The 23,582-nt window shown below is 70.7% G+C and carries 15 protein-coding genes; 8 read left to right on the top strand and 7 right to left on the bottom strand.

Annotated elements, in window-relative coordinates; translation table 11 throughout:
- From K7W41_RS17965 to K7W41_RS17930, 8 genes are all read left to right on the top strand, one after another.
- On the top strand, positions 1 to 987 hold a 987-nt coding region (locus K7W41_RS17965), incomplete at its 5' end, for a hypothetical protein (RefSeq protein ID WP_224611550.1).
- A 10-nt stretch (positions 988 to 997) separates the two neighbouring features.
- Positions 998 to 1,417: a DUF4240 domain-containing protein gene (locus K7W41_RS17960; protein WP_224611549.1), complete on the top strand. Its 420-nt coding sequence runs from the start codon at positions 998 to 1,000 to the stop codon at positions 1,415 to 1,417.
- Positions 1,418 to 1,620: 203 nt separating this feature from the next.
- Positions 1,621 to 2,409: a TIGR00282 family metallophosphoesterase gene (locus K7W41_RS17955; RefSeq protein ID WP_224611547.1), complete on the top strand. Its 789-nt coding sequence runs from the start codon at positions 1,621 to 1,623 to the stop codon at positions 2,407 to 2,409.
- A 39-nt stretch (positions 2,410 to 2,448) separates the two neighbouring features.
- Positions 2,449 to 4,935, top strand: a complete 2,487-nt coding sequence (locus K7W41_RS17950) for a phosphoenolpyruvate carboxylase (RefSeq protein ID WP_224611545.1) — start codon at positions 2,449 to 2,451, stop codon at positions 4,933 to 4,935.
- Between the two features lie 99 nt (positions 4,936 to 5,034).
- Complete coding sequence (locus K7W41_RS17945) at positions 5,035 to 8,010, top strand: hypothetical protein (RefSeq protein WP_224611535.1); 2,976 nt, start codon at positions 5,035 to 5,037, stop codon at positions 8,008 to 8,010.
- 671 nt (positions 8,011 to 8,681) lie between these two features.
- Positions 8,682 to 8,834 (top strand): hypothetical protein, encoded by a 153-nt coding sequence (locus K7W41_RS17940; protein WP_224611533.1) that lies wholly within the window; start codon positions 8,682 to 8,684, stop codon positions 8,832 to 8,834.
- A gap of 3 nt (positions 8,835 to 8,837) precedes the next feature.
- Entirely contained in the window at positions 8,838 to 9,140 is a 303-nt protein-coding gene (locus K7W41_RS17935) for a hypothetical protein (RefSeq protein ID WP_224611532.1), read from the top strand.
- A 117-nt stretch (positions 9,141 to 9,257) separates the two neighbouring features.
- Positions 9,258 to 12,239 (top strand): hypothetical protein, encoded by a 2,982-nt coding sequence (locus K7W41_RS17930; protein WP_224611531.1) that lies wholly within the window; start codon positions 9,258 to 9,260, stop codon positions 12,237 to 12,239.
- A 270-nt stretch (positions 12,240 to 12,509) separates the two neighbouring features.
- On the opposite strand, the gene K7W41_RS17925 is transcribed toward K7W41_RS17930, so the two are convergent.
- The 7 genes from K7W41_RS17925 to K7W41_RS17895 all read right to left on the bottom strand — a co-directional run bounded on the left by K7W41_RS17925 (position 12,510) and on the right by K7W41_RS17895 (position 23,580).
- Positions 12,510 to 13,076, bottom strand: coding sequence for a hypothetical protein (locus K7W41_RS17925; protein ID WP_224611530.1), 567 nt, complete (start codon positions 13,074 to 13,076; stop codon positions 12,510 to 12,512).
- 96 nt (positions 13,077 to 13,172) lie between these two features.
- On the bottom strand, positions 13,173 to 14,912 hold the full coding sequence (locus K7W41_RS17920) for a thiopeptide-type bacteriocin biosynthesis protein (RefSeq protein WP_224611529.1): 1,740 nt from the start codon (positions 14,910 to 14,912) through the stop codon (positions 13,173 to 13,175).
- Positions 14,909 to 16,069, bottom strand: coding sequence for a hypothetical protein (locus K7W41_RS17915; RefSeq protein WP_224611527.1), 1,161 nt, complete (start codon positions 16,067 to 16,069; stop codon positions 14,909 to 14,911). Before K7W41_RS17915 ends, K7W41_RS17920 begins: the two co-directional genes overlap by 4 nt.
- 37 nt (positions 16,070 to 16,106) lie before the next feature.
- Positions 16,107 to 18,005, bottom strand: a complete 1,899-nt coding sequence (locus K7W41_RS17910; RefSeq protein ID WP_224611525.1) for a TOMM precursor leader peptide-binding protein — start codon at positions 18,003 to 18,005, stop codon at positions 16,107 to 16,109.
- A gap of 31 nt (positions 18,006 to 18,036) precedes the next feature.
- Positions 18,037 to 19,653, bottom strand: coding sequence for a hypothetical protein (locus K7W41_RS17905; RefSeq protein WP_224611516.1), 1,617 nt, complete (start codon positions 19,651 to 19,653; stop codon positions 18,037 to 18,039).
- Complete coding sequence (locus K7W41_RS17900) at positions 19,650 to 20,768, bottom strand: lantibiotic dehydratase C-terminal domain-containing protein (RefSeq protein WP_224611514.1); 1,119 nt, start codon at positions 20,766 to 20,768, stop codon at positions 19,650 to 19,652. Before K7W41_RS17900 ends, K7W41_RS17905 begins: the two co-directional genes overlap by 4 nt.
- A gap of 130 nt (positions 20,769 to 20,898) precedes the next feature.
- Complete coding sequence (locus tag K7W41_RS17895) at positions 20,899 to 23,580, bottom strand: lantibiotic dehydratase (protein WP_224611513.1); 2,682 nt, start codon at positions 23,578 to 23,580, stop codon at positions 20,899 to 20,901.
- Positions 23,581 to 23,582 lie beyond the last annotated feature (2 nt).

Here is a 23,582-nt window from a genome sequence, read left to right as displayed (position 1 = left end):
AAACTTGTGGCCAAAGTCAAGAATGTGATTGAGAAACTCCTGGGCAAAGGCAAGGACAACACTGGGCAGCCCTCCGCGAAGGGAACGGGCGATTCTTCCTCTCGCTCGAAGGCCGAGATGGAACAAGATGTCCGGGCTGCCGTGAAAGACGCTGAAGGCCTGATGGCCAGAAAGACGGTCAGCAAAGAGAATCTCGAGGGGAAATTTCCGTCAATTATCAGGCGGCGTAAGATCAAGGAGCTGCGGCTGAAGCCTGCCGGAAAGAAAGGACATTACGTACCTTACGCCAGCGTCAATCCAGAATCCACGGGCGACTCACCGCAACTGGTGTTGAGCAATACGCAGATCGCCTCTTTAAAAGCACTGGCGTCAAAATTTGCGCAGTACATTGGCTCAAACCCAGCCAGGCGAGCAAAATACAGCCGCGATAAAAAATCATTTCTCGAAAACGATGTCAAGACGGGTGACATCGTTGAGTTCGCCGCGCTACCGTTAATCGAGCAGTTCGCTGCAGAATCGAAGATGAAGCTGATCTACTCTCCGACGCTGAAGCTGATCGGTGGAGAGCCCCAGAGGGTTATTGGCGGTGACCGGGCGGAATTAGACTTCTTGCTGGTCGGCGACAAGAGCAAGGTCACCATCATCAGCGCCAAACTTGATGCCGGAAAATTCAAGGTGAAGCAGGACAAGACGCTCCTCAGTCACTTCCTGAATATTCCAGCGACAGCGCCTGACATTGTCACCTATGCCGAAACCTACTTTGGGAGAAACAAAGAATACAAGAACGTTTACGGCGCGGTGGTGGATTCAAGTGTGGGCCGCAAAGACATCGAGACCTTCAGGAAGACCTATCTCTCGAAAGTCAGCGTTTCGGATGTCGAAGTCAAATCTGTGGCGCCCAGACCTAACCTGAGAGGCATTCAAATTGAAGCGAGCAAGGAAGAACTTCTTGACCTGGTGATCGAGATGATTGACCAGGTCCTGTGAGGGGGACGCCGTGGGAGCCAAGAAGGTCTTTGAGGCCGATGATGAAAGCGTCATCCTGTCCAGCGAGCCGACCCCCTGGACGATTGATAACCTTATCTATCTGGACCTTGAAATCTGGCAGACGCTGATTGAATTCGTACGTCAGTTTTCTGAAGCAGATGCGGAACAGCTTGAACGGTATGGCCGTGCCGGGTTCGGCGAACATCTGGAAAACAGAACGCCCGAACACCTGATGGACTTCCGTAGAATTCTCGAGGCTTGCCTTCAGAAGCTTGAGACAGCGCCGGAGCGACTTCATACCGTCATGGCGCAACTGGAGCTTGAGAACCCGCTGATAGATGACGAGTACAAAAGAATTCTACAGATCTTCCTGACTTTTCTCGAAAAGTGCCTCAAAAAGAAGGTGTTCTACTCCGCGTGGACCGAGTGAATTCATCATGTCCATCACAGGAGCAGGTGGGGCCAGAAGAGCCTGAAATTGAGCCGGCATCGTCCTGAAAGCCCCAGGGGGTCGTCTCTGAGCCTCTTGCCTTGATCACAGAGGGTCAGCGGCTGTATACGGCAGAACTGGCGCTGGGAAGAATTCCCGAAGGCCTCGCCCATTCATTTCGTTGGCACGCTACCCTACCCCCTATGCGCGTGCTGTTTATTGGCGATGTGTTCGGCCAGCCGGGCAGGCGGGTGCTGGGCGCCCACCTGCCCACCCTGCGCGGTCAGGCTGATTTCGTGATTGTGAACATGGAAAATGCCGCCGGGGGCTTTGGCCTGCACCGCGAGGCCGCCGACGCGGCGCTGAAGGCGGGCGTGCACTGCATCACCCTGGGCAACCACGCGTGGCACCACAAAGACGTGTACGTGATGCTGCAGGACGAGGGCACCTATCCCATCGTGCGGCCCCTGAACTACAGCGACCCCGGCACGCCCGGCGTGGGCTGGCGCACCTTTACGGTGAAAACGGCGGCGGGCCCCCAGAAACTCACGGTGGTCAACCTGCTGGGCCGGGTGTTCATGGAGGCCATGGCCAACCCGTTCCGCGCCATGGACGAACTGCTGGAGCGCGACGACCTGGGCACGGTGTTCGTGGACTTTCACGCCGAAGCCACCAGCGAAAAGCAGGCGATGGGCTGGCACCTCGCCGGGCGGGTGGCGGCCGTGATTGGCACCCACACCCATGTGCCCACCGCCGACACCCGGATTCTGAAGGGCGGCACCGCCTATCAGACCGACGCGGGCTTCACTGGCCCGCACCACAGCATCATTGGCAGCGGCATTGACGGGCCCATCCAGCGCTTTCTGACCGAGCGCCCCCACCGCTACGGGGTGGCCGAGGGAGGAGGCGCAGAACTGAACGGCGTGTTTGTCCAGATAGAGGGGGGCCGCGCCACCGGCATCGAACGGTACCGTTACGTCGAAGAGGGGTGAGGCCGGGCGCAGACCCCGCCCACCCCGCCCGGAGGACGCATGACAATCCGTGACGACGTGAGGGTGCTGGGCCGGCTGCTGGGCCAGGTGCTGAAAGAGCAGGAAGGCGAGGCGTTTTTTGGGCTGGTGGAGCGCACGCGCGCCCTGGTGCGCGAGGTGCGCGCGGGGGGCGACGACCGCGACCTGCGGGAGATGATCGCGGGCCTGTCGGGCGCGGAGGCAGGCAACCTCGCCCGGGCCTTTACCTGGTATTTCCAGCTGGTCAATCTGGCCGAGGAATACGAGCGGGTGCGGGTGCTGCGCGCCTCGGGCGGGGTGCGGCCCCAGAGTCTGGCCCAGGCGCTGCATGAGCTGAGGGCACAGGGCCTGAGCGCCGAGGACACCGAAGCACTGCTGGCACGGCTGGACCTGGGCCTGACCTTCACGGCCCACCCCACCGAGATGCGGCGGCGCACCGTGCGCCGGCACCTGGAAGCGGTGGCGCGCGCCCTGCCGGCCCTGGGGGACGAGGGCGAGGGTGGCCCCGCCGCCGAGGGCATCGCCGCCCATGTGGAGGCGCTGTGGCGCACCCCGGAACTGCGGCGCCTGAAACCCACGGTGCTGGACGAGGTCAAGGGTGGCCTGAACTATGTCGCCAGCATTGCCCAGGCGCTGCCGGGGTTGCAGCGCGACCTGAACGCGGCCTTCCGCGAGGTCTATGGCCGCGACACCGCCGCCACCCTGCCCCTGAGTTTTTCCTCGTGGATGGGCGGGGACCGCGACGGCAATCCGTTTGTGACCCCGCAGGCCACCCGGGAAGCCCTGGCCCTGCACCGGGACCGCGCGCAGGAGGTGCTGCTGGCGCTGATCCAGCAGGCGTTTGCCGACCTGAGCCAGGAGGCACACGGCACCGAGGCCTACCGCGACGAGTTGCAGGCCCTGTTCGACGCAGTGCAGGCCGGCGAGACGGTGGACCTTGTGGGCCGCCTGTCGGCCCTGGACGCCAGCCTGCGCGCGGCCGGGCAACGCCGCAGCGCCGAGGTGCTGCTCACCCCGCTGCTGACGGTGGCGCGGGTGTTCGGGCAGCACCTGGTCAGCCTGGACATCCGCGAGCACTCGGCGCAGACGGGCGCGGCGGTGGCCGAGTTGCTGCGCGCCGCCGGCGTAGAAGCCGATTACCTGGCCCTGCCGGAACACGCCAAGCAGGAACTCCTGATCCGCGAACTGCGCTCGCGCCGCCCGCTGTGGCCGGCGGGCGAGGCCCTGACGGGCACGCTGGAAACCGCCATTGGCCCCATCCGCGAGGTGCGGGAAGCGGTGGCGCTGGCGGGGCCCCGGGCCTTTGGCCGCTACGTGATCAGCATGGCCGAGAGTGTCAGTGACGTGCTCGAGCCGCTGCTGTTGGCGCGCGAGGTGGGCCTGCGGGTGCTGCCGGTGCCGCTCTTTGAAACCCTGGACGACCTGACCCGGGCGCCGCAGGTGGTGTGGGAACTGCTTTCACTGCCGGAATACCGCGCGGTGTTGGGCGGCGACGTGCAGGAAATCATGCTGGGCTACAGCGATTCCAACAAGGACACCGGCTTCCTGGCCGCTAACTGGGCCCTGCACGAGGCACAGCGGCAGATCAGCGACGTGTGCCGCCGCGCCGGGGTGCGCTGGCGCTTTTTCCACGGGCGCGGCACCTCGATTGGGCGCGGGGGCGGGCCAGCCAGCCGGGCCATCCTGGGCCAGCCGGCAGGCACCATTGACGCGGGCCTGCGCATCACCGAGCAGGGCGAAGCCCTGGCCGACAAGTACAGCCACCCCGTCCTGGCGCGGCGCAACCTCGAACAGGCGCTCTACGGGCTGCTGCTCTCGGCGGCGCGGCCCGGGGGCGAACTGAAGCCCGAGTGGCTGGAGGCCATGACCCGGGCCGCGCAGCGCAGCGCCCAGGCCTACCGCGCCCTGGTGGACGACCCGGCGTTCCTGCCCTTTTTCGAGGCGGTCACGCCCATCCACGAGATTGCCCGCCTGAACATTGCCAGCCGCCCGGTGCGCCGCCCCGGGGCGCCCACCCTGGGCAACCTGCGCGCCATTCCCTGGGTGATGAGCTGGACACAGAACCGCGCGGGGCTGCCCGGCTGGTACGGGCTGCAAGAAGGCCTGCAGGAAATTGGCGCCCAGACGGCGCGCGAGATGTACGCCGCATGGCCTTTTTTCCGCACAGTGCTGGACAACGCCCAGATGAGCCTCGCCAAGAGTGACCCCCTGATTTTCGACGAGTACCTGCGCCTGAGCCCCCCTTCCCCGCTGGCCGCGCACCTGAAAGACGCCTACGCGCGCACTGTGGCCCTGGTGCAGGAGGTGGTGGGCGCCGAACTGATGGCGGGCGAGCCGCGCCTGAAAGCCAGCATTGGCCTGCGCAATCCCTACATTGACCCCATTCACCGCATTCAGGTGGAGCTGCTGCGCCGCAGCCGGGACAAGGAAGGCGGCCTGGACGAGTTCGAGCGCCCGCTGCTGCTGTCCATTCAGGGTATTGCGGCGGGGGTGCGGAATACGGGGTAAGGGGCTATGGGCCATGGGCACTGAGGCCAAATCCTCATGGCCCGCAGCCCATCGCCTCTTTCCTGACCGCTTTGTGAAGTCTCTATACTAAGGTCCCCCATGATCCCCTCCGCGCCCGCTCATCCGTCGGTGGTGGTGCCCCGGCCCCTGCGCACCGAACTGGGGCGCGCGGCCTTGCTGGGCCAGCTGTCGGCGCCGGGCCCGGAGCTGGTGGCGCTGCTGGCGCCCAGCGGCTACGGCAAGACCACCCTGCTGGCACAGCACGCCCGGGCACTGGGCCGCCCCACACTGTGGCTCAGCCTCAGCCCCAGCGATTCCGAGGTGGATTTCTTTGTGGCCTCACTGGCCCGCGCCGTGGCGCGCCTCGGCGTGACACCGGCACCACCGCCACAGGCCACCCCGGAGCGGGCCGCCGATCAGCTGGCCGCCCAGGTGCTGGCGGCGCAGCCGGACCTCGCGGTGTACGTGGACCGCACCGAGTTGCTGAGCCCGCTGACCGGGCAGTTGCTGGCGCTGTTTCTGGAACCCCTGCGCGGCGGGCGCGTGTTCCTGAGCGGCGTGGCGATGGACACCCTGCCGCTGGCCCGCTGGACGGCCGCCGGGCAGGCCACCGTGCTGGGGGCAGCGCAACTGGCGTTCAGCAGCGCGGAGAGCGCAGCCTTCTTGCAGGCGCGCGGCGCCCCCGATGAGGCGCAGGCGGCCGTCTCGGCGCTGGAAGGCTGGCCGGCAGGGGTGGCGCTGGCGGCCGGGGGCATTCACGCGGGCCTGGAACCCGGCGACCTGATGCGCGAGGCCCTGAATGTTCTGCCCGCCCCCCTGCGCGACGCCCTGCCGGAAGCCAGCGTGCTGGGCGAGTGGCACGACGATCTGGTGCGCGAACTGGACCTGCAGCTCCCCGGCGGCTGGCTGGACACGGTGCGCCGGGCGGGCCTGCCGGTCACGCCATTGGGCCGGGGCTGGTACCGCCCGCACGGCCTGCTGCTGAGCACGCTGGACGCCGGGCTGCGCCACGATCCGGCGCGTTTCCGCACGCTGCACGGGGCGCAGGCTCGGCGCCTGGCCGCCAGCGATCCCCTGCGTGCGCTGCACCACGCCGCACAGGCGCAGGACCACGCCCTGACGCTGGAACTGGCGGCCGGGGTGCTGCCGCGCCTGAAGGACCGGGGCGAATTTGCCCTGATGCACAGCGTGCTGTCCGGCCTGCAGGTGCCCGACCCGCCGCCGTGGCTGCGCGAGTACCGCGCCGTGGCCCGCATCGAGGCAGGCGAACCCGAACTGGGCGAACCCGAACTGCGCGCCCTGCACGACCAGGGCCTGACCACCGCCGTGGGCTTCACCGCCCTGACCCTGCTGGCCACCCGCCGGGGCGACTTTGCCGAGCAGTTGCGGCTGGCCGAACTGGGGCTGGCGCTGTTCCCGGCCGAAGAAACGCGCGCCCTGGCGCTGCAGCGGGCGGTGGCCCTGATCTCGCTGGGGCAGGTGCACGAGGGCCTGCGCGTGTGCGAAGCCGCCGCTGCCCAGGCCCGGGCGCGCGGCGCGCCACTGGAAGAAGCGGCGGCCCTGACCATGGGCCAGTACGCCCACCAGATGCTGGGCCAGTGGGCCGAGCGGGCCCAGGCGGTGGCGCGGGCCAGCGCCCTGCTTCAGGAACAGCGTCAGGGCGCCCGCGCGTTGCCACTGATGAACATTCTGGCCGAAGAAGCCCTGCTGCGCGGCGACCTGGACGGCGCCCACGCCGGGCTGCTGCAGGCCCTGGACATCGCCGGGCGCCATAGCCCCGTGATGGCCGCGCAACTGCACCTCACCCTGGCACAGTGGCAGGTGGCGCGGGGCGACCTGGCCGCCGCGCGGGCCACCCTGGACACCGCTCTGGACACCGCCCGGCGCCTGGGGCTGGAGGTGCTGCGCCCCTTTGCCCTGCTGGCCCGGTTTGAGGTGCTGAGCGCCCTGGGGGCGCCGGCCGAGGCCGAGGCCGCCTATCAGGACGCCTGCACCCTGCTGGCCGGCAACGCGCGGGCCGAGGTGCTGTTGCCTTTTTACAGCGGCCTGCACGCCTGGGGCCGCCAGGATCTGGCCGGGGCAAAAAGCGCCTTTGCCCGCGCCGCCGCCCTCCCGGGCCGCACCCAGCCCGCGCGGGCCGGGCTGTACCTGCTGGAACTGCAGCGCCGCGCTGGGCCCCTAGGGCCCGACGCCGCCGCCCAGGCCCGGCAGCGGCTGGGGGACCTCAGTCCGCTGCCGCTGCTGGCCCTGGACCGCGAGGCCCTCCGGCCGCTGGCAGCGGCCCTGGTGCAGCTGGACCCCACACACCCGCTGGGGGCCCTGCTGGGCCCGCTGCCGGCTGACGCCACCCCTGCCGCGCCCGCGCCTCAGCCGGTGCCCACGACCACGCTGGACGTGCGCCTGCTGGGAGCAGTGCAGATCTGGGCCGGGGGCCACGCATTGCGGCTGCCACTGGCGAAATCCGCCGAGGTGCTGCTGTGGCTGGGATGGCATGGGGCCGGCAGTTCGGCCGAGATCATGAACGACCTGTGGGACGGGTCGCGCCAGAGCAAGCACCATGAATATTTCCGGGTGGCGGTGCGGCGCCTGCGCGCGGCCCTGACCCAGGCGAGTGGCTGGCCGTTTGACCCCGTGCCCTACGACGGCCAGCGCTACCGCCTGCACCCAGACCTGACCCTGCACCTGGACGCCCGCGAGGTCATGACCCGCCTGGGCCAGGGCGAGGTGGCCGGGGCTCTGGACCTGTACAGCGGTGACCTACTGCCGGGCAGCGAGGGCGAGTGGGTGCGTACCCTGCGCGAGGGGCTGCGCGGGGCCCTGCTGGACGCGGTGGTGGACGCCGCGCGCACGCAGCCCGGCGAACAAAGCCTGAGCCTGCTGCGGCGCGCCGCGCTGCTGGAACCGGCGGGCGAGGCCGTGAATGTGACCCTGATTGAAGCGCTGCTGCCGGCCCACCCGCGCGACGCCCTGGGGGCCTTTCGCAGCTACGCCCGCCACCTGCGCCGCTTGCTGGACGAAGACGTGCCCGAGCGGCTGGTGCGCCGCCTGCGCAGCCAGGGCCTGCCGCTGCCCTGAGGCGCGGGCCGCCTCAGGATCTGGCGAAAGAGCGGCCCCGCTGCCGACGGGGCGGCGCACCCGGAAGCCCAGCCGCCGGGCTGGCCCTAATCCACCCGCCGCGTTGGCCGAACAAAAGTGTCCAAATCTAGTGGAATAGCGCCCCACACGGCGTCGTGACGGTCGGCCAAGCGAGCAACGTCGGTCGGCACGGCACTCTCTCTGTCGCGTCGTGGAAGGGATGTTCAGGCGTGACCGGCCCTCTTCGGCCTGAACAGTCCAGATCCCGAGCCTCTCCCAAGAGGACCCCGAGAAGAAGGTCGTCGTCGGACCTCGTGTGGTGCGGAACGCAAGGGCCACGGGCGCCAAGCATGCTGGCCTGGCCGGTCAGCGTTCAGACAGGGCTGTGCCCGGCCGTGTCCTGGAGGGCATCTCGCGCCGCCTGGAAACTCGTGAAAGGCAGGGCCAACATCTGGCGTGAAGATAGGCGCCCCCTCATGGCGCCGTTCCCTACCCCAGGCCCCCGGCCGCTTCTACGACACTCCTTTCCCCGATCTGGCGCGCTTTTCGCAACCTTTCCCAGTCCACCAGCAGGTGGGAATATGTGGCCCCTCTGAGAGGCCGCTGAAGATCTTCCCAGGGTATTCCCAGGGGGGGGCCTAGCCTATGGATACCGCAGGAAAGGAGACGCCATGAATACCATCCGCATGCTGCTCAGCACCCTTGCCCTCCTCGTCGCGTTCGCCCAGCCTGTTCACGCCACCCCGGCCCCAGTCCAGCCCACCTTCGATGACGGCGGCACCATCATTGACCCGGTGTGGCCGCCCATCTGGTGGCCCAGGTAAGCCGTGTCGCCGCAACGCTACGCGCTGGCCCTGGAACTGGCCTGCCAGACCATCAGCACCTGCCTGGACGCCGCGCCCCTGCCGGAGGCCGAGCGCCGCCGCCTGCACGGGGTGCTGGGCGAGCTTCAGGTGGCCTGGGGTGACCACGCCCGGCTGCAAGCCCCGCTGAACACGCTGCGCAGCGCCCTGTCGCAGCTGCCCGCCGAACACGCCCTGGCCGCCCGCGTGAGCCTGCAGACCATCAGCCAGTGGGGCGGCGAGGTGCTGGAAGCCGCGCCCCCGCGCCGCCCGGTGGCACTGGGCTGAGGGCCGCCGCACTCCCCCGCAGGGCCAGCACGCTGGGCCCTGACAGGGCACGCCCACCTCGTTCCTGACCCTTCGCCCCCCGTTCGCCCCTTGCCCCTACCCCCGGAGGCCGGCCGCATGACCCTTTTCCAGCCTTCCACCAGCCTGCCCCCGGTGGGCCGCCGCCCGCCGGGGCAGCAGCTCCCCGCGCCCCTGCCGGGCGAGTTGACCCGCACCCACCTGCTGGCCGAACTGGCGCAGGGCCGGCGACTGGCGGCCCTGATTGCCCCGGCAGGCTACGGCAAGACCACGCTGCTGGGCCAGGTGGCGCGCGCCGCCCAGACCCAGGGGCAGGCGGTGGCGTGGCTGACCCTGACCCCCGAAGAAGCCGACCCCACGCGGCTGGCCGGGGAACTGAGCCGGGCCTGTGCAGCGCTGCCCGGGTTTCAGCCGCTGGCCTTCCAGACCGCGCAGCAGGCCGGTGGACCGCCAGGCCCCCTGGCCGCTGCCCTGGCCCGTGACCTGAACGATCTGCCGCACAACGCGCTGCTGGTGGTGGACCAGACCGAGGTGCTGGGCGCCGCCGGGGCCGCGTGGCTGGGCACACTGCTGGGCCACCTGGGCGAGGGGCACCGGGCGGCAGTGGCCGGCTTTGACCTGGGGCCGCTGCGCCTGGGCCGGGTGCTGGCCCAGGGCGGCCTGAAGCTGCTGGACAGCGAGAAACTGGCCTTTACCCCTCAGGAGGCCGCGCAGTTCTGCGCCGGGCACCCCGGGCTGAAGGCCCCGGCCGACCGCTGGCCGCTGGGGCTGGCCCTGAGCGCCGCTGGCGCCGAACTGGGCAGCGCCCTGACGCCACAGGCTTACCAGGAAGAACTGCTCCAGGCCCTGCCACCGCACCTGGATGAGCTGCTGGACGCCGCCGCCGTGCTGCCGGTGTGGACCACCGCTGACTTCCGGGCGCTGGGCCTGGAGCCGCCCGGCGACTGGGCCTGCACCCTGCTGGGCGCGGGGCTGCTGCTGCGCGCGCACGGCGACGGCACCTACTGGCCGCACGACCTGCTGCTCTCGGCCCTGCGCGCCCGCCTGGACCGGCGCCCGCAGGCCCGCCCGGTGCTCTCGTGCCGGGGGGCGGCCCGCGCCGAGGCCGAGGGCCGCCCGCTGGAAGCCCTTCGCCTGTACCTGCAGGCCGGAGACACCCCGCGCGCCCTGGACCTAGCCCGGCGCAGCGCCCCGGCGCTGGAAGAGGGCTGGGCCTTTGACGTGCTGCGGCAGATGCTCGACAGCCTGCCCTACGCGGCGCTGGGGCCGGACCTGCAGGTAAAACTGTGCCTGTGCCTGCTGCACGTGGGCGAGGTGGTGCGCGCCGAGGCCCTGCTGCGCGAGCTGCGCGACCTGCCCGAAGTGCGCGCCGAGACGCTGTTTTTGCTGAGCGTGGTGGCCTCGCGCCGGGGCGACAGCGCCCGGCAGCTGGCCCTGGCCGAAGATGGCCTGCGCGCGGCCCCCACCGACCGCGTGCGCACCCGGCTGATGCGGGTGCAGGCCAGCGCCCTGAACGTGCTGGGGCGCACGGCAGAGGCGCTGCCCATTGCCCACGAGGCCCTGGCCCTGGCGCAGGACACCGCGCAGCACGGCGAACGCGCGCACCTGCTGGCGCTGCTCAACGCCCTGCAGGCCTTTACCCGCACCCCACTGGCCGAGCGCGAAGCTGTGATTCAGGCCGGGGTGCGGGCCTACCACCGCGCGGGCCTGGCGCCCGCCTGCACCCGCCTGCACGCCTCGCTGGCGTACCTGTACCGCCTACACGGCCGCCTGCAGGACGCCTGGACCGAGCTGCGCGTGGCCCAGGCCCTGGAAGACCAGGGCCCCACCCCGGACGGCTGCCTGGTGCTGGAGGCCCAGGGCGACCTGCACCGCGCCGGTGGCGATGACCGCGCCGCGCAGACCGCCTACGAGGCCGCGCTGCACCGGGCCGAGGCCCAGGGCATCACCTACCTGCAAGACACCCTGGCCTACAAACTGGCCGAACTGGCCCTGCACGCCGGGCACACGGCCGCCGCCCATACGTGGCTCACCCAGGCCCGCTCCTGGCAGTACGAGCAGCCGGGCCGCTGGACCGGGGGCGGCGCGCAGTTCTACGAGGGGCTGTTTGCGGCCCTGCGCGGCGACCCTGCAGCTGCCACCCGCCACCTGCGCGCCGCGCTGTCTGACCCCCGCCTGGGCCTGGAAGAGCAGGTGCGGGCCCAGGCGTGGCTGCTGCACCTGACCCCGGCCCACCAGCCCCTGCCGGCCGAAGGGGTGGGGGCACTGAAAGAACTGCTGACGTTCCTGGGCAGCGCGGCGGCGCTGCACCCTGACCTCAGCGCCCTGGCACCGCTGCAGGCCCGGATGCCCGGCCTGTTCCCGGCGCGAGGCAACCCAGAGGCGCCCACCCCCCCCGCCCCGGCCGGCGCCCGGCGCCTGCCCCTGCAGGTGACCCTGCTGGGCGGCGGCGTGCGGGTGAGTGTGGACGGCACGCCGCTGCGGCTGGCACACAGCAAACCTGCCGAATTGCTGGCGTGGCTCGCGCTGCACGGCCCCGCCACCCGCGAGCAGCTGGTGGACGCCCTGGTGGGCGGCGGCACGGAGCAGCGCCACGTGGAGTACGTGAAGGTCTCGGTGCGGCGCCTGCGCGCGGCCCTCAGCGAGGCGCCGGGCGTGGCCTTTAACCCGCTGGAGTTCCGCGCCGGGCAGTACCTGCTCTCTGAAGCCTTCGAGGTCCAGGTGGACGCGGTGACGGTGCGCGCCGCGCGCCACAGCCACGACCCGGCGGTGCTGACCCGGGCCCTGGACGCCTACACCGGGCCCCTGCTGCCCCGACTGGACAGCGCCTGGGCCGACGACGCCCGGTTGGAACTGGAAGAGGACCTGATCGCCTGTGCCCTGCGCCTGGCCGAACTGGTGCGCGAAGACGACCCGGCCCTGGCCACCCGCGCCTACCGCCGCGTGCTGGACCTGGACCCCTTGCAGGAAGAGGCCGCGCAGGCCCTGGTGGAGTTGACCGAAGAGGGAGGCCGCGCGGGGGAAGCCCGGTATCTGGAACGGGTCTGCCAAAGACGCCTGGAAGAGGGGCTGGGGGCATGATGTCTCGAAAGACGGCTGTCTCTGCCGAGTAGGGGTGAAATCATTTTTGTCGCCGATTCAGGCCAAGCGAGATGTGTGCAGCTTGGTTCTGCCCTGAGGTGGGGATGGGGCAGTGGCAGACCGTCTCATACGGAGTCCGGACCATCCGTGACCGCCCTTCCGCTTCGCTTCAGTGCTTCCACGCCTCTCCGTCCCCGTTTTTCCCTCTCCCTCTGGTCGGGTTCATCAGTTCTTTCATAGCGGATGAACCGGAAGCCTTGTCACATGACGTTACCAGGGGTTTCGGTAGACGCAGCCCAGCGTGCCTCTAGTCTGCCTGGACGAGAAGTCAAACGTGCGCTTCAGTGCCCACTGAACACCTGGGACCCAGCACTGGAAGTCATAGACGCCCGGGATTTCGTACAGGTGTGGCAGCGGCAGCAAGGGGGTCCGGGACTCGCTGCGCGTGCCATCGCCCCAATCCACCAGCACCGCCTCATCCTGGCTGGCGTTCTCGTACTCAAAGAGCCGGAGCGTCACCAGGGCCTGGGTATCTTCTCTTCCCTGAATTTCGACCCGGACAATCCGTCTGGGCCACAGGTCTGGATGACGAAGAAATGGCGCCCAGTCCTCCTCAAGGGCCTCAACCGGGCCTTCGCGCTCATCGGCCAGCAGGTATTCAGCAGAGCGCGCCTCTCGCAGCGTCATGCCGAAGGCGTCCATGAACAGCCCATAGGCCGTGAATCGGTGCAGCTCCGGGCGCGCCAGCAGGCTGCGGGCCAGCGCCGTGCCAGACACGCCCTGTAGCGCCTGTGCTCTCATGTGGCGAATCAGCTGAACCTGCTCCTGGTCCGTCATCGTGGCTGCATTGTCGCTGAAGATGGCGCCCGCACCGTCATCAGACGGAAAAAGGCGGACCCCATGTTCAGGTCCGCCCTCGTCCCTTCTTCGTCTCTACACTGGTCCGCCCAGAGGCAGCATGTAGGCGGTGAATTCATTCACGCCGTCCAGATGCAGCAGGGCATTCACGGCGTCGTCGTAGAAGCCGCCGATGGTGAGGTGCGGCAGGCCCAGGGACGCCGCGATCAGGCACAGGTTCTGGGTCAGGTGCCCGCATTCCAGCAGGGCGTGGCGGTAGGCGCGGTGGTGGTAATGCGCCTTGACATAGGTGTAGTCCAGCACCGGCAGCAACCACGCGGCAACCTCACGGGCGGGCAGCACGTTGGGCATGGCCGGGTTCAGGAAGGGCGAGCTGCGTTCCAGCAGTTCCACGGGCGGCACGGTGCCAAAGCGCACAAGTTCGCTGCTGTGTTCATCGAAGACGTAGTGCCCGGCATCCAGGCCACCCACGCAGTAGGCCAGCAGGTGCAGCCGCCACGGATACCGGCCCCCGCCGGATGGGTAAGGCCGCCGCTGCACCGCAAACTGCCCGCCCGGGTGCGTGACCACCCGCGTGTCCACAATGCCCGCTGCCCCGTGCAGCAGGGCCGACAGGGTGGGCAGCACCAGCGGCTGGCCGTAGCGCGCATACGAACTCGTGCGGCGGCGCAGCACTTCGCCCAGCGGCATGTTCAGGTCACCCGCTTCCTGGCGGGGCAGGGCCACCCGGCGCTGGCCCGGCCAGTGCGGCACTGGGCGCGGCTCGGGTGGCGTGGTGGCGCGCAACTCGGCCAGGCCGTGCGGGTACAGCTTGCTGTCCTCGTGGGCGCGGTGGTCCGAGGCCCAGTCGGCGTGCAGGTGCTCGCCCCCCCGGTCCGACAGGATCAGGGCCGCCAGCGTCGCCAGATAGCATTCGTCCTCAATGCTGAACCCCAGGCGGTTGTGGAACATGTGCAGCTGCGAGCGCCAGATGTCCAGGCTGGGGTAGCTCAACTGGCCCTCCACGGCGCGGTAGGCGCGGTGGGCGGCGCGGACCTCCGCTTCCCAGGCCTGCAGGAGCTGGCGGCCAGGGCGCTGCGTGTAGGTCTGCCGCGCGCCGCTGAGAGACGGGGGCGAGGCGAAGTACGTGGCCTCGGCGCGTTCGCGGGCGCGGGCCACCTGTTCGGTGGGGGTGGTGGAAAACAGCGGCCAGGCGTTCACGAAGTCGCGCAGCCAGCGCACCGCGCCGGGCGTGTCCAGGTCCAGGGCGCGCACGGTGGTCAGCAGCAGGTGCAGGCCCAGCCCCAGCCGGGCAGCGCGCGTGGGGGTCAGCGGCAGAATCTGCGCGGCAAAGGCGCTGGAGGTCTCGAAGAACCCCTCGCTGATTTCCAGACCGGCCGGGCCGCCGTAGCGCAGGGTTTCAGGCTCGTAGGGCACGGCCAGCACCTGCCCGTGGGGGTGCCAGCCGTACTGACCAGCGGCGCCGGCCCGCTGGCCGGGAGGGACGAAGGCGGCGTAGTAGGTGTCTGGATCGGGGATACCGGCATTGGGCAGGGCGCCCAGACTCCGGCCCAGGACCTCGCGCACCTGGGCAGCCGCCTCTGGCTGGGCGTCCCGCAGGCGCAGGCGCACATGCGGCCCGCCTTCCCAGTAGCGGATAAAGAACCAGCCCGCCAGCGCCGCGTGCCCCTGCAGGTGGCCCAGCAGCGGAAAGATGTCGGTGTGCAGCGCGCGTTCCAGCTCGGCGCTGGGGGCGAACGTGTGGGCGTGGAACGAGGTCCACACGGGGCGGGCGGCGGGCGGCGCGGTCACAGGGGGCGCGCTCAGAACAGTCATGCGGTCCTCCTCAACAGGGGCAGTGAAAGGTCGTTCAGGGGCGCGCGGCCACACAGCAGGGCGTAGGCCACGGTCTGGTTGGCGGGCAGGTTCAGCAGGGCGTCCAGCGGGGCTTCGCGGTAGGCGCGCACCGGGCGGGCAAACAGCCCCGCGCGGGCCAGGGCCAGGCACAGGCGCTGCGCCCGTTCCCCCAGGGCCAGCTGGGTGTGCAGGAAGGGCTGGTCCGGGTGATAGGTGGCGGTGAACAGCACGGCGGCGTTCAGGGCGCTCACGTTCAGGTCCTCAGGGTAGGAATAGGCGTGCTGCAGCGCGTCGGCCAGAGCCGGGGCAGGCACAGGGAGGAGGCCAGTACTGCTGTACACCCCGGCTGCCAGACCCGTGAGGTTGTGCGCGAGGAGCACCGTGTCTGGCTTGCGCAGGGCCGCCTGAAACGGGGCTGCGCCGGCGGGTTGCTGGTCGGTGAGCAGCCCAAATGGGCCGGGGCCCGACGAGCGCGCCTGAAGATCGGCCCAGGCCCTGGCCGCCTGCCCGGCATCGGCGACGCCCTCTTCCACCGTCAGGCTCAGCAGCGGCCACCACCCTGGACCCAGGTCTGGTGAGGCCGCGCCGGGCTGCTCGGTCAGGCGCAGGCCCAGGCCACCGCCCAGGTGCCGCAGGGCGCCCAGCAGGTGCCCGGCTTCCAGCGCGACCAGCGTGGGGCGCAGGGCGCCGTAACTGTCGGGCACGGTGGGCAGGTGGCCCAGCAGGTGCAGGGTGGCCGCCTGGGGGGGCGTGAATGCCGCGTGGGTCAATCGGCGCAGCTGCGCGCGGTGGGGGTCCAGCAGCCAGCGGCCCTGCGCGGTCTGCAGCACCACATGCGCGGCGTACAGCGCCCGGGGCGAGGGGTAGGCCCGGTGGGGGTTGTACGTGGCGTGCGGTTCCACCCGCAGCGGGGTGGCCGCCAGGCGCAGCAGGGTGCCCAGCCGGGCCCAGAAGGAAGCCGCTTCGGGCTGGTCCAGGGCCGCCCAGTCGGGGTGCAGCGGCGCGTCAGCCGGGTAGGGGTCCAGGTGTGGGGGCTGTCCGGGCCGGGCGGGGCCCACCTGCTTCAGGTACGACTGTTCTAGGGCGTGCAGAGGGGCCAGGAGTGTGGAAGGCAGGAACGGGGTGGGCAGGGTCATCGGTTCACCTCCTTGGGGCTGGCATGGCGGGCCAGGCTCACGGGAACGGGTGGGGCAGATGCAGGGCTGGGGCGGGGTTGGGAAAGCCCAGTCGCTCGGGCACGGTGTGCAGGCGGCTCAGGCCCCCAAAGCGCTGGTTCAGGTGCCCAAAGGTCATGGGCAGGCTGCCCGGCACGATCACCTTCACCTGGGCAAACCCCAGATCGCGCACCACGGCGCTCGTCTGGTCCACCACCAGCACGTCCAACCCCTCGGCCAGCACGCGGTCCGTCAGGCGGCGCAGCACATTGGTGAGGTCGGGGTCCATCCAGCCGCGCCAGTCGGGGAACAGGTCATCCAGGCGGGCGGGCGGGGTCGAATCGCGGAACAGGAACGAGAGGCGGTCAAAGGCGTCGGGGTGGGCGTTGACCGCCACATGGTCATCCAGGGTGCGCACCAGGGCAGGGTCACGCAGCATGGCCTGCAGCGCTTCTTCCGTGTGGGCGGGCTTGCGTGTATGCACAAAGGCGTTCACCACCACCTCGATCAGCCCGGCGCTCAGGGCCTTTTCCGGGTTGAAGTGCGCGCCAGCCGCCGACAGCGCCCGCGGATAGCCCCCCGATTCATTGACGAGCAGGGTCCAGATGGCGGGCACCCCAAATTCGGTGGTGATGTCGAAGGCATACGGCGTGAAGCCCAGCGACTCGGCGCGGCGCAGCAGGTGCAGGGTCAGGGGATCGCGCACCTCTGCCAGGTCAATGCGGCGGGCGGGCCGCTGGGCGTGCCACGCGAGCAGGAAAGCGTCGCGCTCAATCACTTCCAGCAGGCCGTAGAGCGCAGCCTCTTCGACCGAGGCACCCAGGGCGCAGCCGTTGGAACTCTCGTACAGAAAGCGTTCCTCGCGCGGCACGCGGTCGTGCTGGTAGTAGGCAATGTGTTCGGGCACCAGTCGGGCGGCGTTCTGGGCAAACGAGTGGGCCCAGACCCACGGCGTGGGGGTGTCGGGGTCCAGGGGCGCGTAGTCGTAGGCGGGGTGGTCCGCCTGGGTCACACCGCCCAGCGTGCGCAGGTCCACCGCGTGGGCCCCCAGCGCGCGGGCACTGGCCCGAATCCGGGTGCGCTTGCCGCGCGGGCGCTGGCTGCCGTAGCGTTCCAGCGCCTCTAAAAAGGCCACCGGTTCTGCATCCGTGAAGGCGTCGGCGCGGCCCCAGCCGGACTCGTTCAGGCGGTGGTCCGGGGCGTGGAACTCGGCGCCCACCAGCGGCATGCCCGCGTTGTGTGCGCGGTACACATGGTGAATCAGGCCGTAGCGCCAGTCGTGCAGCGCCGCGCGCAGGGCCCCGGCGTCCAGGTTCAGCGCCTTTTCCCGGAAGGCTTCGGGGTTGGCCTGCAGGCGGGGCTGCAGGTGCAGGGTGGCGGCCTCGGCGGTGTCGTCGGGGTAGGGCGAGCAGTGCGGGCAGTCGTGCAGCGGCACATGCCGGTGCCACTCGCCGGTCAGATCAGTCCAGCGCCAGGCGTAAATCTGGCCTGGGGCGGGCCAGTCGGTGCCCGCGCGGGAGATCAAGTCGTCCAGCACAGCCAGCAGCGGGCTCAGGGCGGCGGCGGGGGGCAGCACGGGCGCCGGGTGGGCAAAGTGAGCGTCCGGCACCTGGGCCACCTCGCGGCGGCGGCGCTCGGCGCACAGGGCGCAGCCGGGCGTGTGGGGCGTGACCGGGGGGCCCACCAGGGCCAGGGCCGCGTCCAGGCGCACCGGCAGCAGCTTCAGGTCGTGGGTGCGGGCGTAGTCTTGCAGGTCGGCCAGCTCGTGGGGCCGCCAGTCGTCGTGCACGGCCAGCAGCACGCTGCCGGGCGCTGGGGGGGTATTCAGATCGGTGCGCAGGGCGGCGCGGTGGGCGCTGCGGGCCCGGATCAGGCCATGCAGCGTGCCCTCGCCCAGGAGGTAGATCGCGGGGGTCATGGTGGCTCCTTGGGGGTCCGAGACAGGGTGTTCAGGCACGGGCACTCACCCAGCCCAGCAGCACGCCGCGCTGCACGGTGCCCGGCAGGCTCAGGTCCGGGATCAGGCGGAGGGCCCGGTCCAGCGCGTCCAGGGCGGCCCAGGTCTCGCGTTCGGGCTCGGTGGCCGGGGCGGGGTGAACCTCGCCAGCGGGGGGCAGGGGCGCGCCGGGCAGCGGCAGCGCCAGTTGCAGCGCGGCCACAGCGTCCACCAGGGCGTGCCGGATGGCCGTGTCTGGGTCGGCCTGAAAGCTGCTGGCCAGCAGGCCGCGCGCCGGGTCATACACCGCCGCGCCGTGCAGGCCGCGCAGAGCCGGGTGGCCCAGGGAGACCACCTGTGCGCCGACGCCATACACCATGCCCAGGCTTTTGAAGAGCCACAGGTGCGCCAGTGGCAGGTCGGCGGGCGGCAGCGGCTGGGCGGTGAAGGTCTGCGGCGCGCGGGCCAGTTCAGCACTTAGAAGGGCGTTCAGGCCCCGGCCCAGCAGGTCGGTCTCGTGGTAGCCCAGCACCGGGAAGGCGTATTCTCCGGGGTTCAGGTCCAGTGGCGCGCCGGGCAGCAGGGCCAGCAGGCGGCGCTCGGCGGCGCGGTTCAGGGCCTCGGTGCCGTCGGTGCCCCAGCCCGCCCGCCCGGCGCCGCCGGAGGTGCCGTAGGTGAACAGGGGCAGTTGCTCGCCCGCCGCGCCCGGGGCGTCGGTGAGGGCAAAGGGGCCACTCAGCAGCGCCGCCAGGTCGTCGGGGCCGGCCAGCGGCGCTGGCGCGTGAGCCACCGCCCACCAGTCCCCCTCGGTGGCCCTCTGCAAAAAGGCGGGCACGCGGGCGCTGCGCAGGGTGGCGGCGTCCACAACCAGCGCCTGATCCTCGGTCACGCCGCCCGGCAGGCCCGCAGCGGCGCGGAAGGCTTCCAGCGCCAGCAGCCCCGAGAGCAGTTCGGTCAGGGGCACGCCCGCGTCGCCGTCCAGGGTCAGGCGCCGGCGCAGGGTGGCTTCCGGGGTGTGCAGCGGGGCAATCACGCCCTGGTCGGCATCCAGCGCGGCCAGCAGCAGTGGCGCCTGCGCGCCAGACGGGTTCAGGTACAGGGCGATGAAGGGACCGGGGGCCGGCTGGGCGTCCACCGTGACAAAGGCCAGGTCGCGCAGGTGGGCGGCCACGCTGCGGGTCAGGGCCTGCGGGCCGCGCAGGGTCACCCGGGCGGCGCGCACGGCGCGGAAGGCGGCAGCGGGGCTGGCGCTCAGCGAGTCCAGGAAGCGCAGCACGCCGGCATGCTCGCCCACCTCGGCCGGGGTCAGGGCGGTGTCGGCAGGGAGCAGCAGGTCACGGGCGCGCAGTTCGTCCAGCAGCAATTTCGCGGCGGGCCACGCGCGCTCAGGCAGGCTGGCCTGCAGTTCGGCAGCGGTGACGCCCCCGGTCAACCCAGGCAGCAGGCGCAGAAACAGGGCGTGCAGCGCGGGGTGGCCCTGAATGCGGAAGGTGGTGGCCCAGTGCTGAAAGCGAATGCCGCTCCGGATGGGTACGTGCCCCACGCCGGGCCGCAGGCGCAGCACCTCGGCGCCGAGCACAGCCGGGCTGGGCGCCAGGGCCGCTTGCGCTTGCAAGGCCGGGGCGCTCACGCCACACCTTCCTCGCGCAGCTGCACCCACCACTGGTCGAAAAAGCCGCGCCAGTCCTGCCCGTGCAGTTCCTGCATGGCCTCGCTGACCATGTAGTTCACGAAGTACCGCTCCGTGGGCGAGATGTCCATCAGGGGCAGCGCCGAGTACATGAAGTTCATCAGGGTGCGGTACGTCGAGAACATCTCGACGTGGTACCAGGTCTCGGAAATGTTGAATTTGCGCAGCTCCTGGTGAAATTCGCTGAACTGGTAGTCCGGCCCAAACGCCCAGCGCGCCTGCGCTTCGGGGTTGATCCCGGCCGCCACCCGCTGCATGGTGGCGGTGGGATCGGGGGCCAGCAGGCCCGCGTCGGCCAGCTGCCGCCCAACCGGCCACAGGCGCCGGAACTGCGTTTCCCACAGGCTCAGCACCTCGTCACGCGCCCCGCTGGCCACCCCGTCCACCGCGCGCAGCACCTCATCGCGGATGGGCGCGTACTTCTGGGCAAACGCCGCGCGCAGCCGCTCTCCGCCGCCCTGGCGGAACAGGAACTCCTCCAGGTGCGAGCGGTACGAGATGTGCCCGGGATACACCCCGAACGGGTACGTGCTGGCGTACAGCACGAAGATGCGCGCCAGACGGATCAGCCGGTCGGTGTTGGTGCCCGCGTCCGCCTGCAGGGTCCGCAGCAGGGCGGGCGTCAGCGCCGCGAAGTACTGTGCGCGGAAGGCTTCGGCTTCCGGCGAGCCCAGCACCTCGCGCCGGTCCGGGGCCTCGCCCACCAGCACGCTGTTGTCCGGCCGGATAGGGCCGTAGGGCCCCGCTTCCAGTTCCAGGGTGCCCAGCTTCTCGCTGCGCGCCAGATACGCCGCCTCATCCAGCTCGCCGGTGGAGGGGTACTCGCGCAGGTAGGCTTCGGCCTGCTCCTGAGCGTAGGCCAGCGCGGCCTGCACGGCCCCGTCCTCGCCCTGCACGATCACGCGGACGTGCGGGCCGAACTTCCAGTGGCGCTCGGCGTAGGCCAGCGTGACCCCGGCGCGCGCCTGCAGCTCCAGCACGAGGGGCAGAATGAGGTCGCGCAGCAGCGGGCGCTTCTCGCTCGCGTAGTGGGTGACGTACAGGGCAGCGTTCATAGGGAACCTCCGGTGCGGGGCAGATAACCTGGGGTGAGTCGAAGACGAACCCAAGCGAAGCGAGTCTCAGCAAGAAAGGGGCGGCGAGGATGGACAGGCATGGCGGCGCTGTTTCCGCGATCCCTGGGAATCACAGCCGTCCCTTCTGATGCAGTTCAAAGACGAGTTCGCTGGTAAGAGGCCCCTGGTCGCCGTGGACCAGCGCCTCTTCGGGCAGGGGGCGGCATTCTTCAAACACGAAGTCCTGCGGGCTGTCGCGCAGCACCTTGGCCAGCAGCCGCGCGTGCAGGGGACTGGAGAAATCGAGGTACTGGGGTTTCTGGGTGCCGCCGGCCAGTTCGGCCTGCCACGCCTGCAGGTTGGCGCTGCCCCGCGCGGCGCGGCGCCGGCGCATGAACACCTGGGGGGGCAGCCCGTGGTCGGCGGCCCAGCGCCACAGGGTCAGGGCGTACTCGGCGTCGGTGGCGTGGGGACCGGGGGCGGGCAGGGCGGCGTGGGGCACGCTCCAGCGGGCGCGGTGCAGCACCACAGGCCCGGCGCGCAGGCGCGGCGTGCGCCGAATCTGGCCGCCCGCGGGCCCCAGGCTGGCCTCGGCAATGTCGGGCAGGTGCGGCACGATCAGGCCGTTGTTCGTCAGGGTGACCAGAAAGTTTTTCAGGCTGGGCAGCAGCTGGGCGATCAGGAACCCGGCGTACACGATCTGCACGGACTCACCCGTGTCTCGGCGGCGCAGCACCACCTCGTCGCGCGCCTCGTCGTGTTCCAGGTACAGGTCATTCACGCTCAGGGCTGGCCCATCCACCGGGGCGTCAATCTGCACCTCGGTGTCGGTCAGGGCCGGGTGCAGGTTGGCGGTAAAGCCGTGGGCACTGCGCAGGCCAAGCTGGCTGTGGCCGGCGGGGGCCAGGGCAGTCAGGGTGGCCCGCACGTCCGCCGTCACCTGGGCAGGCAGCGCCGACAGGAAGCGGCTGAAATACTGCCCGTACCCGGCGTAGACCTGGTTCACGATCAGGCCCGTTTCGGTGCCGCCCACCGCAGCCTGGGCAAACACGTCGTAGGACCAGGGGCGGGTCGTGAGGCGCCCGGGGAGGCGCGCCAGCCACGCCTGCAACTGCGCCTCGGTCAGGTCGAGTTCCTCGTGCCCCTCGCGGGTGGCGGCCAGGTAGGCGGCGCGCACCTCGCGCTGCACCGCGAAAATCTCCTGCAACTCCGGGCGGGCGCGCAGGGCCTCACTGGGGCCGCGCAGCGAGGCCTGCAGCCACTCGTCGAACAGGTCAGCGTTCTCGCGCACGAAGGTGGGCAGGTCGTCTACCCGGGCCCCCCGGCCCAGGCCGGTGACCAGCCGCTCGCGCAGCAGCGGTTCAAACAGCAGGTGGGTGTCGAATACGCGCAGCACGGCCAGCAGCAGGTGCAGCCGCGTCAGGGCGGGCTGGAAGGGCGCCGGGTCCAGCGTCTGCATTTCAGGGGCCGCCGTGTCCTCGTACAGCACCGGGCCGGCGGGCAGGGTCAGCCCGTACGCCTCGTAGGCGGCGGCCAGATGCGCGCGGGCCGCGTCCAGGGCGGCGGGGCGCGCCCCACTGTCCAGGGCCGGAAAGGCCTGCAGGGCGCCGGCCAGCGCGGCCAGGGCGCCGGCGGCCACCTCGCCCTGGATGGTCTGGGCGCGGCGCAGCAGGGCCGCCACCTCGCCCAGCAGGTCGGCCGGTTGTTCGGTCAGGCCAGTGACGGGCAGCAGGAAGCCGCTGTCCATCAGCTGCCCCAGGAAGCGGTGGGGGGCCTGCGGATCGGCCGACAGGTCCGCCAGGGTACCCGCCAGGTCAGCGTAGGACGCCTCTCCCCCGTTCTCCCGCACCCGGGCAATCAGGCGGGCCAGGCCGCCGCTCAGGCGCAGGGTCACGCGGCGCGAGGCCAGGTTGCGGGCCCGGGGCTGGCGCACGGCGTCATCCAGGGCCTGCTCGAACCGCACTTCGGCGCCCTGCACCCGCAGGTGATCGCCCAGGCGCCAGGGCAGGGCGGCGCGCAGCTCCGGGGTTTTCAACGCGCCGTCGAGCAGGCGCAGGATCAGCACGTGGTTCACGGTCACGCTGGCCTGAATCTCCGGGCGGGCCAGCGCGGCGCTGCCCCCTTGCATCCAGCGGCCACCGGCCACCGAGGTGTAGTGGCTGAACGGACTGGTTTTCCAGGCGGCGCGGGACACGTACTGCAACAGGCGGTATTCGCTCTTGCGCAGCGTGCCCTTCTGCTCGGCCAGGGGGGTGGCGGCGTACTGCCGCGCGGTGGCCAGCAGGGCGCCGCTGGAGACCGCCAGCGCCTTCAGGAACCGCTCGTCACGGCACACCGCCTGCATGGCCGTGCGTTCGGCCGTCAGGTGGGTGTCCAGGGCGCCCAGCAATTCGGCGGTGCGCGCTTCCTGGGCGGTCCAGGCCCGCAGGTAAGCGTGCACCGCCGGGGGCAACCGGACCAGCAGGTCGGCGGGAAGCTGGCGGGGGGCCTTGGCGGCCAGCACCGTGCGCCGCAGGGCCAGCAGTTCGCGGCGTTCGGTGTCACGCTCCAGGCCAGGAATCAGGGTGTACAGCGCCTCGGCCGCCTCGGCGCGGCGCTGGTGTAGGTCGGTCCGCGCCGCCGCGTCGCCGCGCAGTTCGGCCTCCAGGGGAAAGCCCGGCCGCGCGGGGCTGACGTGGTTAAAACGCAGGAGCAGCTGGGGAGCCAAAAGGTCATCTGGTGTTGTGGGTGCCGCAGTGGTGGTCTGTGTTGTGGCGGGCAGCGCTGCCGTGGACTGCGCGCTGGGCTGGTGCCGAATAAAACCCTGGGTCATGG

Origin of the sequence: Deinococcus multiflagellatus (assembly GCF_020166415.1) — a bacterium.
Taxonomy (GTDB): Bacteria; Deinococcota; Deinococci; order Deinococcales; family Deinococcaceae; genus Deinococcus; species Deinococcus multiflagellatus.
Note: the sequence above shows the minus strand (reverse complement) of the source record. Positions and strands in the feature narration are given on the sequence as shown.